Raw genomic sequence first — 14,085 nt, 5'->3', positions numbered from 1 at the left:
AAAGCCAGCCTATAAAAAAGGGTGTGCAAAAGGATGCCGAAAATAGTCCAGGCGAGAAAGGCTGATTACTTTTGAAATAAAAAACAGGATCGTACTTTTCAGCCGAAGCGCTCAATCCCACGCATGCCCAATAAACAGGCGCGGCCGTCCTGCCCTTCCCCTTATTTCAACGAGAAAAAAGCGCAGCGGGTGCCAGCTAAACCACCCGCAACGTTAATCCGTCAGCGCCAGCGCAATTCCGCGCTCGCGCAGCGTGCGGCACACTTCTTCGTCTAACCGGCTGTCGGTCACCACATCGGTCAGCTCATCCACCGGGGCGGCGCAGAACAGCGACCAGGAGCCATATTTGCTGCTGTCAGCCAGCAGAATGCGACGGCGCGCATTCGCCAGCAGATCGCGCTTCAGCCCGGCCTTCTCTTCTGTCGGCGTGGTGATGCCACGCTCCAGGCTCCAGGAGTTGCAGCTGACGAAAGCGATATCGGGATTGATGCTGCGCAGCAGACGCCGCCCGTGCTCACCTACGCACGACTGGCTCGAGTCGTCGATGCGGCCGCCGATAATGGTCACTTCAATCTGTTTGAATTCCGAGAGAAACAGCGCGATATGCAGATCGGCGGTAATCACGCGCAGCGGCAAATGCGTCAGCTGACGCGCCAGCTCCAGCATGGTGGTGCCGGCGTCCAGCACTACCGCATCGCCCGACTGCACGAACGTGGCGGCGTGGTGGGCGATAGCCTGCTTCTCCGCCAGATTACGCTGCATCTTCTCCAGCGTGGTAGGCTGCGCCGGAATAAAACGATTCAGCGTAACGCCGCCGTGGCTGCGGCTAATCACGCCTTCTTTATCCAGCTTAATCAAATCACGTCGAATGGTTGCCGGCGAGGCGGAAATAGCGCTCACCAGCTGATCAACAGTCACCAGATTATGGCTTTTCAGATAGTCCATAATCTGGTCAAGGCGACTTTGTCCCTTCATATTTCCCTATGCTAACTGCATCGCGAGTTTAATGGAGATCGCCATGCTCTCAGACTTCGCTTTACCTGTCCATGCGATATCAAAAGCGGTGCCGTGGTCTGCAGAGGTGCGGATAAACGGCAGACCGGCAGTGATATTCACGCCGTCGTAAAAGCCAAGCAGTTTCAGCGGGATATGTCCCTGATCGTGGTACATCGCCACCACGATGTCATACTGCCCTTCCTGACACTGCAGGAACACCGTATCGGGCGGACAGGGGCCGAAAACCTCAATGCCCTGCGCCTTCATCGCCTTCACCGCCGGCGCGACGGTGGTGATCTCCTCGTCGCCAAACAGACCGTTTTCACCAGCGTGCGGATTAACGCCCGCCACCGCGATACGCGGCTTTTCAAAACCGACGCGGCGCAGGAAGGTATCCGCCATGCCAATCACCGTTTCGATGCGCGTGCGGCTCAGCGTGTCGAGGAACTTACGCAGCGCGATATGCGTGGTGACGTGAATAACCTTCAGCTTATCGGTATAGAGCACCATCGCGTAATCTTTGGTGTCGGTCAGATGCGCCAGCAGCTCAGTATGGCCAGGATAGAGATGGCCCGCCGAGTGCAGCGCCTCTTTATTCAGCGGCGCGGTGGCGATGGCCTGAACCTCGCCCGCCAGCGCCAGCTCGGTGGCGCGTTTCACGCAGCGCCAGGCGAGATCGCCCGCCTGCTTCTGCACCACGCCCGGCTTCAGCGCATCGGGATCGGCCAGCGGCTCGTCGATGACGTTAATAATGCCTGGCGCGAAGTGCGCCTCTTTTACGCTATCCAGCACGCGCAGCTCGACCTGCGGCGTAATGTTCAGAGCAAGGATGCGGCGCAGCGTCGCCGCGCATCCCACCACCACCGCCGGCGCGCCGTTAAGATCGCCTTCCGCCAGCGCTTTGATGATGATCTCCGGGCTAATGCCCGCCGGATCGCCCATGGTCACCGCAATAATTTTACTCACTCGACTTCTCCTCAATAAAACCAATGGCTGCTACCAGGGTGTTTTCGTCGCCAAAACCGCCCGCTTTGGTCATCACCGGCAGGGTAAATTCACTGTTAAGCAGGACGCCGTGCGGCACGCAGTCCGCCACGATGCCCTGAATCTCAAAGCCGCTGGCGCCCAGCGCCTGCGCAACCGCAATCGCTACGTCGCCACCAGAGAGATAAAGCGCCGCGGGCCGGTGCGCGCGACAGAGCGTCAGAGTCAGTTCGCCCAGAAACTGGCAAATCGCTTCGCCCAGCTGCTGGCGCGTTATCTGCTGCTGCCGACACAGCGCCTCGATCTCATGACGCTGCCCGGCGTGCTGGCAGGTGCGAAGCACCGTATGGCGACCGGCGCGCAGCGCGGCGAGAACCTGCTCCGCCCAGCGCGCGCCGTCCGGCCAGCGAGGGCGTTCAAACAGCTGACGGATATCGATATCCACCAGCGTGATATCTCGCTGCGCCGCCAGCCGGGCGATCTGCTGCTGCGCGCTGGCGCTCATCGAGCCGATAACGGCCAGCACCGGCGCAGTGGCGCGTACCGCCAGCTGCGCGCCGAGCGCGTCGCTCAGTCCGGCGGCGCCCACCAGCAGCGGCGTTTCGTCAAGCTGCGCGGCGGCGGCCAGGATAAGCGCAATATCGCTCTCGCTTTCCGCATCGATCACCACTGCGCCCTGCTGCTCCGCCAGCAGCGCGGCAAAACGATCGCTGCGCAGCGCGGCGAGATCGATCTCCCTGCCCGCGATCCCAAGCTGCGTTAACACCCGCGCGCTGATCACCGGCGTTTTTGGATCGCTGGCGTATTCGGTCTCGGTCAGCGGCACGCCGTTGACCTGCACCTCGCCGCGGCGCGTCACCCGTCCCAGCCGCGGCACGGCGGGGACGATTAGCGCCCGCTGCTTGCCGCTGGCAGCCAGCGCGGCGCGCACTTCGGCGCCGATATTGCCGCGCAGCGTGGAATCGATCTTTTTAAACAGCCAGCCCTGCGCAATAAAATCCTGATGCCGCCGCACCACGGCTTCGGTACGCGCCGCCGCCTCTGCGGCGCTGACGGCGCGGCTGTCGGTGCTGATCACCCAGACGTCAGCGGCGGCGACATCCAGCGGCGCTTCGCTGCTGAACAGGACGTGCACGCGAGCGCCCGCCTTTGCCAGCCCGCTGCCGGCGTCGTTAGCGCCGGTAAAGTCATCGGCAATAACCAACACCGGCGTTTTCCATGACTTCTGCGTCATCTTCTCTCCCGTTGAGCTGCATGCTGCTACCGAATGATTATATTCAATCACGGTTGATTATATGTGAGCAAGATCAAATTAATCGAAATCGATATGCTCTATAAACTTAACCACAGCAAGTGACAGATATCGCACCCGTTTGACCAAATTTAATCATTCGCTCAGGCTTCGCAGTAATAAGGGTATAAAATGAATATCAACAGCACGGTAATTAGCGGCTTTCAGGCGCTGAACGACATTAGCTATCTGCTGAAAGGAAAAGCCAGCGCGCTGCTGGTGACGGACAAGAATATTGAAACCATCCCGGCGGTGCAGGCGCTTATCGCCCAGCTGAAACAGCATGTTGCTCGCGTCAGCGTGATTAACAGCGTGCCGCCGGAACCGAGCCAGCATGATGTCGCCGCGGTGCTGGCGGCGCTGCCCACGCGCGATGTGGATCTGGTTATTGGCGTCGGCGGCGGCAGCGTGCTCGATGTCGCCAAGCTGCTTTCGGTGCTGTGCGTCAATAACGCCCCGTCGCTGGAGGCGCTGCTGGCGGGCGAAAAGCCGACCGCGCGCACCACCTCGCTGCTGATCCCCACTACCGCCGGCACCGGCTCGGAAGCGACGCCCAATGCGATCCTCGCTATTCCCGAACGTGAAACCAAAGTCGGCATTATCTCGCCGGTGATGCTGCCCGACTTCGTGGCGCTGGTGCCGGAGCTGACCACCAGCATGCCGCCGCATATCGCCTCTTCCACCGGCATCGATGCGCTTTGTCATTTGATTGAATGCTTTACCGCCACGGTGTCCAATCCGGTAAGCGACAATTACGCGCTGATCGGCCTGAAGAAGCTGTTCGCCAGCCTCGAAACTGCCGTTGCCGAGCCGCACAACCTGCAGGCGCGGCTCGATATGCTGTGGGCCTCTTATTACGGCGGCGCGGCGATCGCCCATGCGGGCACGCATCTGGTGCACGCCATGTCCTATCCGCTGGGCGGCAAATATCATCTGCCGCACGGCGTCGCCAACGCCATCTTGCTGGCACCCTGCATGGCCTTTGTACGACCGGCAGCGGTAGACAAATTCGCGCAGGCTTACGATCTGCTGCCGGATGCGGATACCTCGCTGGATAACGAGAGTAAATCGCACGCGCTGGTGGCCTGGTTCACCGCGCTGGTTAAACGACTGAAGCTGCCAGCCAGCCTGGAAGAGCTTGGCATCGGCCCGGATCACCTGCCCTATTTAGTGGAAGCGGCGCTCGACGTGCAGCGTCTGATGAAGAACGTACCCGCTGCCGTCAGCGCGAATGACGTTCGTGACGTCTACCTGACGCTGTTCCCTTCATATCAGGAATAAAGAGGATTATATGAGTCAGAAAATTACCGGCGTATTGACCGCTATCGTGACCTGCTTCGATTCGGAAGGTGCTTATAACCCCGCCGCCCAGCGCGAGCAGGTAAAACGCCAGCTGGCCGCAGACAACGGCATCTTCTGCGGCGGCACCAACGGCGAGTTCTTTGTGCTGAACGAGCAGGAGAAGCTCGCCGTCACCGAGACCTGTCTTGATGAAGTTAACGGCCGCGCGCCGGTGGTGGCGCATATCGGCGAGATCTCGACGCGTGAGACCATCCGTCTCGGCAGGCAGATCGCGAAGCTGGGCGTGGATGCGGTTTCTGTGATCACGCCCTACTTCGTGCCGCTTCGTCAGGAAGAGCTGATCTATCACTACCAGACGGTCGCTGACGCGCTTGAGGTGCCGCTGTTCCTTTACAACATTCCGGCGCGCACCGGTAATACGCTACAGCCGGACACCGTGCGTACCCTCGCGTCCCATCCCAACATTATCGGCATCAAAGACTCGGCGGGCAGCTATGAGAGCCTGAGCGGCTTTATTAAGGCGGCGGAAGGCATCGAGAACTTCGACGTGCTTAACGGGCCGGACTCGCTGATCCATCAGGGCTTCGTCGACGGCTGCTCCGCCTGTATCTCCGGCCTGGCCAACGCCGCCCCGAACGAAATCAACGCCATCTGGTCGCGCTTCAACGCAGGCGATATTGAGGGCTCGCGCGCGGCGCAGGAGAACGTCACCGGCCTGCGCACCGATCTCTACAGCATCGGCTTCTCGCCAGCGGCGGTGAAGAAGGCGGTATCGCTGCTGGGCTACGACGTAGGCGACAGTCGCTATGCGGTGCGGTTCAGCGCCGACGAAGAGCAAAAAATCCGTCAGGTCGTCAATCAGTACCTGAAGTAATGGCCATCAGGGCAGCCGTTGCTGCCCTTTTCTGCTTTAAACCCATTGGGAAACGCGATGAAGATAATCTGCACCTCGCCGTCGTTCGCCAGATATGACACGACGCCGATTGATACCCTGAAACAGCACGGCTTTGAGCTGGTGACCCTGCCCGCCGACGCGCCAGCAGCCGCGCTGGCGCCGCATCTGCCAGAGACCGTGGCGATGATCGTCGCCTTTACCGAGGTAGACGACGCGCTGCTGGCGCAGGCGCCAGCGCTGAAAATTGTCTGCAAGCACGGCGTCGGCGTCGATAATATCGACCTCGACGCCACGCGCGCGCGCGGGATTTACGTGACCAACGTACCGGACGCCAACAAGCATGCCGTCGCCGACTTCGCCTTTGCGCTGATCCTCAGCGGCGCGCGCCAGCTGACTCAGGCGGTAACGGAAACGCGCGCGGGCAACTGGCCGCGTATTTTCGCAACCGACGTCTACGGCAAAACGCTGGGCATTATCGGGCTGGGCAATATCGGTAAGCAGGTGGCGCTGCGCGCAAAAGGTTTCAGCATGCGCGTCATCGCCTTTGACTTCTATCCTGACGAAGCCTTTGCCGCCGAGCATGGCATCACCTTTGTCAGCCTCGACCAGCTGACCGAAGAGAGCGATTTTATTACCCTGCACACGCCGCTGACCGACGAGACGCGCAACCTGTTCGACGGTGCGCGTCTGCGCCGCATGAAGAAGCGCGCCTTTTTGATCAACGTTTCGCGCGGCGGCGTCGTCAATGAAGAGGATCTCTTCCATGCGCTGCAGGACAACGTAATTGCCGGTGCGGCGGCCGACGTATTTGTCCAGGAGCCACTCACTTCGCACCCGCTGTTTAGCCTGCCGAATTTTATCCCGACGTCGCATATCGCTGGCTACACCGACGGCGCCATCAGCGCTATCGGCGAACGCTGCGTGGCGCAGATTGTGCAGTGCGTCCGACAGGGCGAGCGGCCGATCAACGTTATGAACGGGCTGGCGTAAGCGCCGCCCTCGCCTGCAACCTGATTCGAGTGGAAAATAATGATGAATTCTTCGCTGCGCTCGACCAAAATTCGCTGGTGGATCGCTGGCCTGATGTGGCTGGCGGTCGCCATTAACTATATTGACCGGACGGTGCTCTCCGCCGCCGCACCGCATCTGATCACCGAGCTGGAGATCAACCCGGAGATGATGGGCCTGATTATGGCCGCCTTCTTCTGGTCCTATGCGCTGCTGCAAATCCCGGCGGGCTGGTTCGCCGACCGTTTTGGCCAGAAAAAAGGGCTCGGCATCGCGGTCGGCTGGTGGTCGATCGCCACCATGGCGATGGGCCTGGCGACCGGCTTTAAATCGCTGCTGGCGCTGCGCCTGGCGCTGGGCGTCGGTGAAGCGGCCGCCTATCCCAGCAACGCGGGCATCGCCGCGCGCTGGTTCCCGGATCGCGAACGCGCCACCGTATCGGGGCTGTTCGACAGCGCCTCGAAATTCGGCGGCGCGGTGGCGATGCCGCTTATCGTCTGGATGATCGCCATGGTGGACTGGCGCATTACCTTTCTGGTTATCGGCGCCATCGGCCTGTTCTGGGTCATCGCCTGGTATTTTATCTATGCCGAGAACCCGGAAGACCATAAAAGGATCGACCAGAACGAAGTGCGTCTGATCCGCGACGGCCAGGCGCAGAAACATGGCGACAAAGGCGTGCGGCCGATGAAGTGGTACCGGCTGCTGCGCTACCGCAATATCTGGGCGATGTGCATCGGCTTTTTCACCATCAACTACACCTCCTACTTTTTTATTACCTGGCTGCCGACCTATCTGGTGAAAGACAAGGGCATGGACTTTCTGAAGATGGGCTTCGTCGCCGCGCTGCCGCTGATCTGCGGCATGGTGATCGAGGTGCTGGCGGGCTGGGCGTCGGATCGCATGGTGCATAAAAAGGTGCTGTCGCTGACCGCCACGCGCAAGCTGTTTCTGACCATTGGCTTGCTGATGGCGCTCTGCATCGGGTTCGCGCCCTTTACCGAATCGGTGTTTATGACCGTGCTGCTGCTCTGTATCGCCAAGTCGGGCACCACCGTGGCCGCCTCGCAGGTCTGGGCGCTGCCGGGCGACGTGGCGCCGAAAAACAGCGTCTCTATCGTCGCCGGGCTGCAGAATACGGTGTCGAATATGGGCGGCGCGGTCGGCCCGATTATCACCGGCGCGATTGTTGGCGCCACCGGCAATTTTACCTGGGCGCTGGTTTTCTCCGCCGTGCTGGTGGTTATCGGCATCCTCAACTATCTGTTCCTGATGGGCAAGGTTGAGCCGATTGTCGATAAAGAGAAAGCGCCAGAGCCGCAGGCGGTCGCCAGCAGCGTCTGACAGGCGCGGGCAAAAAGGCTCTGATGGCGATCGGAGCCTTTTGGCGTTTAACGCGGCGCGATATTGATCAGGCTACCCGCCTGCAAGAGTGGCTTGAAACGGCGGTGCTGACGGCGTTCAGCGATCGGAGTGGCCGCGCTGACTCAGCGCCCCTGTAAAAACTGGCGGTAGGCGTTCATAACGGCAAGAAAATCCTCCACGCCGCAGAACGACAGGCTCTCTTCGTCGTAGTAGTTCATGCCTTCTTCCAGCCCGTCATCCTCTAAGGCAAGGTGGTTAGCGCGGATCATGATCTCTTCATCGTCCATCCACAGCGTATATTCATGGCCAATGCGCTGCCACTGGCGCTCGCTGCCCTTGATACTACGCATCGCGGCTTCGACCTCGTCCAGCAGCGCCAGGTTTTCTTTCACTTCCTCGTTAAACCAGTGGCCCACCGCTTCGTGATCCATTGACATGCGTACTTTCACCTGCCCGGTGAGATCGCGTAAAAATTCGTATTCCATGGGCTAACCCTTTGGTTAATGACGCGAGTGAATCCGCACCAGAATAGTGTGTGCGCATCATCAACGCTAAAGTGAGATCGGGGCGACATTATTGCGGGGAAAAAGCAAAAGAAAAAGGGGCGATTATCGCCCCTTTGTTTTTTAGTGAGTCACTCAGACCGCAGTCTGGAAAATCACATTGTCTGCTTTATCGGTGTACTGATCCAGCTGGTCAAAGTTGAGGTAGCGGTATGTGTCGCTGGCAGTTTTATCCACCTGCACCATAAACTGCTGATACTCATCCGGCGTCGGCAGTTTGCCGAGCAGCGACGCGACCGCAGCCAGTTCAGCCGATGCCAGGTAGACGTTAGCGCCGGTGCCGAGACGGTTCGGGAAGTTACGCGTCGAGGTAGAAACCACCGTCGCGCCGTCCTGCACGCGCGCCTGGTTACCCATGCAGAGCGAGCAGCCCGGGATCTCGATACGCGCACCGCTCTTACCGAAGACGCTGTAGTAGCCCTCTTCAGTCAGCTGAGCCGCATCCATCTTGGTCGGCGGCGCAACCCACAGGCGGGTCGGCAGCTGGCCTTTATGGCTGTCGAGCAGCTTACCTGCCGCGCGGAAGTGACCGATGTTGGTCATGCACGAACCGATAAACACTTCGTCGATCTTCTCGCCCTGCACGTCAGAGAGCAGGCGCGCGTCGTCCGGATCGTTCGGCGCACAGAGGATCGGCTCTTTGATATCGGCCAGATCGATCTCGATAACCGCCGCGTATTCGGCGTCGGCGTCCGCTTCCAGCAGCTGCGGATCCGCCAGCCATTTTTCCATGCCCTGGATACGACGCTCCAGCGTACGGCGATCGCCGTAGCCTTCTGCGATCATCCACTTCAGCAGCACGATGTTGGAGCTGAGATATTCGATAATCGGCGCTTTATCGAGCTTAATGGTACAGCCCGCCGCCGAACGCTCAGCAGACGCATCGGTCAGTTCAAACGCCTGCTCGACTTTCAGATCCGGCAGACCTTCGATCTCCAGGATGCGGCCAGAGAAGATGTTCTTTTTGCCTTTCTTCTCAACGGTCAGCAGGCCCTGTTTGATGGCGTACAGCGGGATGGCGTGCACCAGATCGCGCAGGGTGATGCCCGGCTGCATTTTGCCTTTAAAGCGTACCAGTACAGATTCCGGCATATCGAGCGGCATGACGCCGGTCGCGGCGGCGAAAGCCACCAGGCCAGAACCCGCCGGGAACGAGATGCCGATCGGGAAGCGGGTGTGCGAGTCGCCGCCGGTGCCGACGGTGTCCGGCAGCAGCATGCGGTTCAGCCATGAGTGGATAACGCCGTCGCCCGGACGCAGCGAGACGCCGCCGCGGTTCATAATGAAGTCCGGCAGCGTGTGGTGCGTGTTAACGTCGACCGGCTTCGGATAGGCGGCAGTGTGGCAGAATGACTGCATCACCAGATCGGCGGAGAAGCCGAGGCACGCCAGATCTTTCAGCTCGTCGCGCGTCATAGGACCGGTGGTGTCCTGAGAACCTACCGAGGTCATCTTCGGTTCGCAGTAAGCGCCAGGGCGGACGCCTTCAACGCCACAGGCGCGACCAACCATTTTCTGCGCCAGCGAGTAGCCGCGCGTACTTTCCGCCACGTCTTTCGCCTGACGGAACACGTCGCTGTGCGGCAGGCCCAGCGATTCGCGCGCTTTGCTGGTGAGGCCGCGGCCGATAATCAGCGGAATACGGCCGCCGGCGCGGACTTCGTCGATCAGCACGTCGGTTTTCAGCTCAAAGCTAGCCAGCAGCTCGCCGGTTTCGTGGTTGCGCACTTCACCTTTGTACGGGTAGACGTCGATCACGTCGCCCATGTTCAGCTCGCCTACGTCAACTTCGATCGGCAGCGCGCCCGCATCTTCCATTGTGTTGAAGAAGATTGGTGCGATTTTGCTGCCCAGCACCAGACCGCCGCCTTTTTTGTTCGGGACGTTCGGGATGTCGTCGCCCATGAACCAGAGTACGGAGTTGGTTGCAGATTTACGCGAAGAGCCGGTGCCGACGACGTCGCCGACGTAAGCCAGCGGATAGCCTTTGGCCTGCAGCGCTTCAATCTGCTTGATCGGGCCGACGTTGCCCGGCTCATCCGGGTTGATGCCTTCACGTGCGTTTTTCAGCATTGCCAGCGCGTGCAGTGGAATATCTGGACGAGACCATGCATCCGGCGCCGGAGAGAGGTCGTCGGTGTTGGTTTCGCCGGTCACTTTGAATACGGTGACGGTAATTTTTTCTGCCAGCTCAGGGCGTGACAGGTACCACTCGGCGTTCGCCCAGGATTGCATTACCTGCTGCGCATGGGTATTGCCCGCTTTCGCTTTTTCTTCAACGTCGTAGAAGTTGTCAAACATCAGCAGCGTGTGCGACAGCGCTTTGGCGGCAATCGGGGCCAGCTTCTCGTTGTCCAGCGCCTCAATCAGCGGATGAATGTTGTAACCGCCTTGCATAGTGCCGAGCAGTTCAATCGCTTTTTCAGGGGATACCAGAGGAGAGGTAGTTTCGCCTTTAGCAACCGCGGCAAGGAAACCCGCTTTAACGTAGGCGGCTTCATCAACGCCGGGTGGGACACGGTTGACCAACAGATCGGTCAGGAATTCTTCTTCACCCGCTGGCGGGTTTTTCAGCAGTTCAACCAGCGCGGCCATCTGGGAAGCATCTAACGGCTTAGGTACGATCCCCTGGGCAGCACGCTCAGCAACGTGCTTACGGTATTCTACTAGCACGACGTTCTCCTCGCTCACATTGTATGGGTCTCCGGTGCACCCTGATGCTAAGCATTCCATGAGTAGGGTAAGGTGCCCGGTTCCGCGTGGGGCAGCATAGCAGGGTTCAGGCTGTTTGTTAATCTGTTTACAAAAATACAACATAATTAACAGGGGTAAATTGTGCGGTTTGCATACAGTTAGAAAACGGTCGCAGGCCAGGCACCCAGTCGCTGAAACAGGGACTTCGCGGGGCAATGCATAACTTACAGCAGCGCAACCAGCTGTTAATCAATCGGTTTGGTTATGGTTTATGATGTCCAGCAGGCGATCACTGCCGCAGCAGAGATATTTCACAGATAACAAGCCGGCCTGAATTAACAAGCGCTCGCTGTAAAAGAAAGATATGCCCTCTCCTTTGATATTAATTTTTCGCTGTCTTCTCTCTTATCAGCAATGAATGATAAATAAGAGAGCCATCCCAAAAAGGCTCACCGTATAAAACACATAATCACCTAATGATTTACGTAGAAAGTTAAGCGAGTTACGGCTGAACTTATCGAGTTTATGCCTCGCCGATTTTTGGGTTTTTACTTCAACCTTAATATTATGCTTTCTATAACCCTGCCTTCTCATTCCTTTAATAAAGGCATGGTTAATCACATCCTTTGTGGTTACCTGAGCGGTTTTAATCTTGAATAAGGATGATATAATTATTCATCTTTTCATAGATGCGCTGATTATTAACTCCGTACTTTCTGTGTAATATTTTTTGCTTTTATCGACCGTATGCGGGGAACACTGAATGGTTACCAAACCCACCAGCCCCGCCGCCGGTTTATCCCCGCGCATGCGGGGAACACACGTCCTTGTTTCTCTCGTGATATGCCGCCACGGCTTTCAGCTGAGATTGTGGGGTTTTAGTCATAGCGATAGATCCTCGTCGGGGGCAACATAATCTGCATCACCGGGCGCAGAGCCGAATCGATGCACATACAGTTTTTCATTTTTGTGCGTAAGTAACAGCAAATGCTCGGATGTCTGCCAGCGCAGATCGTAATACGCCGCGCGCCATCCCGCTCGCGCTACATCAGCATATTCTGATTGTGTCTGACTGCCCGGCACGCGCTCACTGCCGCCGCGACGTTGTTTGATTACGTAAATTTTGTACATATAAGCCCCCCTTAATGGGGGCTGAGTTTACAGGATGAACCTGCGGCATTCACGCCCGCGATCGTCATTGTAGCGATCGGTTTGTGACATTGATTTATGCCCATGCCCCAGCAGCGTTTTAGTATCGACGCCCTGGACGCGATAGAGCCGTTCCGCCAGCGATCGCTGCTCATGAAATTTAGGCGGAGCACCCAGCCATGATGCGCGGCTAAACGCGATATCGCGAGCGTAAGCGAACCAGTGCGTCAGATTCCAGGGTCCGATCGTAGTGTCATTGATAAACAGCCCGTCACCCGGACATTGCTCTAACAGCTCATGCAAAGACAAATCCAGCGCCTCACAGCGTAGAGCCAGCGGTAACGCTATTTGCGCGCCAGTTTTCTGCTGCACAATGTGTAAATGATCATCCCAGATTAATAGCCGATGCAGCCGAACGATGTAACCGCGTCGTTGCCCGATAACTAACACAAGCAACATCGCAGAATGAATATATTCTGGGCAGAATACCCGCGCTGCATTATAAATCCTGCGCCACTCCGCCAAGGTTAATCGGTTCATCCCCGCGCATGCGGGGAACACGCGGGGGCAGCGCCATTTTTCATCGTGGAGAGCGGTTTATCCCCGCTTGCGCGGGGAACACGACAGCCTGTTTCGGATGGTCTTCAGTTTCGTCGGTTTATCCCCGCTTGCGCGGGGAACACTGTTTTGCGGCTTCCGGCATACGGGAAAACTCCGGTTTATCCCCGCTTGCGCGGGGAATACTTATCAGTAATGCCCGCTTTGCCGTCAAAGTCCGGTTTATCCCCGCTTGCGCGGGGAACACCCACGTGTCTGGCCACCAATCCATTTATTTCCCGGTTTATCCCCGCTTGCGCGGGGAACACTCACCGACCATCTGATAGGCGTTGATTGCATCCGGTTTATCCCCGCTTGCGCGGGGAACACGTCCAGCCCGACAGAGAAAGTTACAATGCGGTCGGTTTATCCCCGCTTGCGCGGGGAACACCTCTTCAGGAAAGGTCGCTGGAGACTCTCTAGCGGTTTATCCCCGCTTGCGCGGGGAACACTGCTACTGGCCGGATAAGGAGTAGATATGAGCCGGTTTATCCCCGCTTGCGCGGGGAACACTGATGGCGTTGCGCGCAATCTCAGAGTAGTTGCGGTTTATCCCCGCTTGCGCGGGGAACACCTGGCAGAAGCGAAAAAGCATCTGGCAAAAGTCGGTTTATCCCCGCTTGCGCGGGGAACACCCACTCGCCCGAATTCAGGAGCGCCTTTTCTGCGGTTTATCCCCGCTTGCGCGGGGAACACTGAAAAAGGCAAATCGCTTTTATGGTGATTACCGGTTTTTCCCCGCTTGCGCGGGGAACACCGCAACCTTTGTAGGTTCCATGAAGATATGGTCGGTTTATCCCCGCTTGCGCGGGGAACACTGAACTACGGATTACCCGACACTGAAAAAACGCGGTTTATCCCCGCTTGCGCGGGGAACACATTTCTTTCAGGTCTTCCCCGGTTTCGTCGTCCGGTTTATCCCCGCTTGCGCGGGGAACACTCGCGAAACTCAATGTACGGCAGTTTGTTGGCCGGTTTATCCCCGCTTGCGCGGGGAACACAACGATTAAATCAACTGAATTATCAGGAATTTCGGTTTATCCCCGCTTGCGCGGGGAACACCTGAGTTACCCGAACAGTGCCGTCAACAGTGCCGGTTTATCCCCGCTTGCGCGGGGAACGGCTTTGTTGAATAAATCGAACTTTTGCTGAGTTGAAGGATCAGATCACGCATCCTCCCGACAACACAGACCGTTCCGTGGCAAAGCAAAAATTCAAAATCACCAACTGGCCCACCTACA

At 58.2% G+C, this 14,085-nt stretch carries 12 protein-coding genes and 1 CRISPR repeat array; of the genes, 5 read left to right on the top strand and 7 right to left on the bottom strand.

Annotation, left to right across the window (positions count from 1 at the left end; all coding sequences use genetic code 11):
- Positions 1-213: 213 nt before the first annotated feature.
- Genes MHZ97_RS16890 through MHZ97_RS16880 form a run of 3 tightly spaced genes read right to left on the bottom strand, consistent with a single transcriptional unit; the run spans position 214 to position 3,214 of the window.
- Positions 214-975, bottom strand: a complete 762-nt coding sequence (locus tag MHZ97_RS16890) for a DeoR/GlpR family DNA-binding transcription regulator (RefSeq protein ID WP_103793967.1) — start codon at positions 973-975, stop codon at positions 214-216.
- A gap of 6 nt (positions 976-981) precedes the next feature.
- Positions 982-1,962 carry a D-threonate 4-phosphate dehydrogenase gene (locus MHZ97_RS16885; RefSeq protein ID WP_103793966.1) on the bottom strand — a complete coding sequence of 327 codons (981 nt, stop codon included), beginning with the start codon at positions 1,960-1,962 and terminating at the stop codon, positions 982-984.
- Positions 1,955-3,214, bottom strand: a complete 1,260-nt coding sequence (locus MHZ97_RS16880) for a four-carbon acid sugar kinase family protein (protein ID WP_239315175.1) — start codon at positions 3,212-3,214, stop codon at positions 1,955-1,957. The genes MHZ97_RS16885 and MHZ97_RS16880 overlap by 8 nt, the downstream gene beginning before the upstream one ends.
- Positions 3,215-3,403: 189 nt before the next feature.
- On the opposite strand from MHZ97_RS16880, the gene MHZ97_RS16875 reads away from it, so the two are divergent.
- The 4 genes from MHZ97_RS16875 to MHZ97_RS16860 are packed head-to-tail and all read left to right on the top strand — an operon-like array spanning position 3,404 to position 7,820.
- Positions 3,404-4,552 (top strand): iron-containing alcohol dehydrogenase, encoded by a 1,149-nt coding sequence (locus tag MHZ97_RS16875; RefSeq protein ID WP_239315174.1) that lies wholly within the window; start codon positions 3,404-3,406, stop codon positions 4,550-4,552.
- A 10-nt stretch (positions 4,553-4,562) separates the two neighbouring features.
- The gene (locus tag MHZ97_RS16870; protein WP_239315173.1) at positions 4,563-5,447 is read left to right on the top strand and encodes a dihydrodipicolinate synthase family protein; all 885 of its coding nucleotides are present in this window, start codon (positions 4,563-4,565) and stop codon (positions 5,445-5,447) included.
- A 57-nt stretch (positions 5,448-5,504) separates the two neighbouring features.
- Positions 5,505-6,458, top strand: a complete 954-nt coding sequence (locus MHZ97_RS16865; RefSeq protein ID WP_239315172.1) for a phosphoglycerate dehydrogenase — start codon at positions 5,505-5,507, stop codon at positions 6,456-6,458.
- Between the two features lie 42 nt (positions 6,459-6,500).
- The gene (locus tag MHZ97_RS16860; protein ID WP_239315171.1) at positions 6,501-7,820 is read left to right on the top strand and encodes an MFS transporter; all 1,320 of its coding nucleotides are present in this window, start codon (positions 6,501-6,503) and stop codon (positions 7,818-7,820) included.
- A gap of 143 nt (positions 7,821-7,963) precedes the next feature.
- Here the strand turns inward: MHZ97_RS16860 and yacL are convergent, their stop codons facing one another.
- The 4 genes from yacL to MHZ97_RS16840 form a co-directional block, all read right to left on the bottom strand.
- Positions 7,964-8,326, bottom strand: a complete 363-nt coding sequence (gene yacL / locus MHZ97_RS16855) for a protein YacL (protein WP_103793960.1) — start codon at positions 8,324-8,326, stop codon at positions 7,964-7,966.
- Positions 8,327-8,479: 153 nt separating this feature from the next.
- Positions 8,480-11,077 carry a bifunctional aconitate hydratase 2/2-methylisocitrate dehydratase gene (gene acnB, locus MHZ97_RS16850; protein WP_103794042.1) on the bottom strand — a complete coding sequence of 866 codons (2,598 nt, stop codon included), beginning with the start codon at positions 11,075-11,077 and terminating at the stop codon, positions 8,480-8,482.
- 903 nt (positions 11,078-11,980) lie between these two features.
- The gene (locus MHZ97_RS16845) at positions 11,981-12,229 is read right to left on the bottom strand and encodes a hypothetical protein (protein WP_239315170.1); all 249 of its coding nucleotides are present in this window, start codon (positions 12,227-12,229) and stop codon (positions 11,981-11,983) included.
- A gap of 27 nt (positions 12,230-12,256) precedes the next feature.
- The gene (locus MHZ97_RS16840) at positions 12,257-12,772 is read right to left on the bottom strand and encodes a tyrosine-type recombinase/integrase (RefSeq protein WP_239315169.1); all 516 of its coding nucleotides are present in this window, start codon (positions 12,770-12,772) and stop codon (positions 12,257-12,259) included.
- Between the two features lie 7 nt (positions 12,773-12,779).
- A CRISPR array of direct repeats spans positions 12,780-13,967; the repeat unit is 29 nt; unit sequence CGGTTTATCCCCGCTTGCGCGGGGAACAC.
- A 30-nt stretch (positions 13,968-13,997) separates the two neighbouring features.
- Between MHZ97_RS16840 and MHZ97_RS16835 the strand changes: the two genes are divergently transcribed.
- Positions 13,998-14,085, top strand: an 88-nt coding sequence (locus MHZ97_RS16835) for a hypothetical protein (protein ID WP_239313698.1), incomplete at its 3' end; no start/stop codon positions are given.

Source organism: Pantoea sp. ACRSC (genome assembly GCF_022346785.1).
In the GTDB taxonomy this organism is placed as follows: domain Bacteria; phylum Pseudomonadota; class Gammaproteobacteria; order Enterobacterales; family Enterobacteriaceae; genus Pantoea; species Pantoea alvi.
The sequence above is the reverse complement of the archived record's forward strand: the minus strand, read 5'-3'. Positions and strand labels throughout refer to the sequence as shown.

What these genes read in the sequence shown, in the direction of transcription:
- MHZ97_RS16880 (WP_239315175.1), bottom strand. Translation starts at nt 3,214, where the DNA reads ATGACGCAGAAGTCATGGAAAACGCCGGTGTTGGTTATTGCCGATGAC.
- MHZ97_RS16875 (WP_239315174.1), top strand. Translation starts at nt 3,404, where the DNA reads ATGAATATCAACAGCACGGTAATTAGCGGCTTTCAGGCGCTGAACGAC.
- MHZ97_RS16865 (WP_239315172.1), top strand. Translation starts at nt 5,505, where the DNA reads ATGAAGATAATCTGCACCTCGCCGTCGTTCGCCAGATATGACACGACG.
- MHZ97_RS16860 (WP_239315171.1), top strand. Translation starts at nt 6,501, where the DNA reads ATGAATTCTTCGCTGCGCTCGACCAAAATTCGCTGGTGGATCGCTGGC.
- MHZ97_RS16870 (WP_239315173.1), top strand. Translation starts at nt 4,563, where the DNA reads ATGAGTCAGAAAATTACCGGCGTATTGACCGCTATCGTGACCTGCTTC.
- MHZ97_RS16890 (WP_103793967.1), bottom strand. Translation starts at nt 975, where the DNA reads ATGAAGGGACAAAGTCGCCTTGACCAGATTATGGACTATCTGAAAAGC.
- MHZ97_RS16845 (WP_239315170.1), bottom strand. Translation starts at nt 12,229, where the DNA reads ATGTACAAAATTTACGTAATCAAACAACGTCGCGGCGGCAGTGAGCGC.
- yacL (WP_103793960.1), bottom strand. Translation starts at nt 8,326, where the DNA reads ATGGAATACGAATTTTTACGCGATCTCACCGGGCAGGTGAAAGTACGC.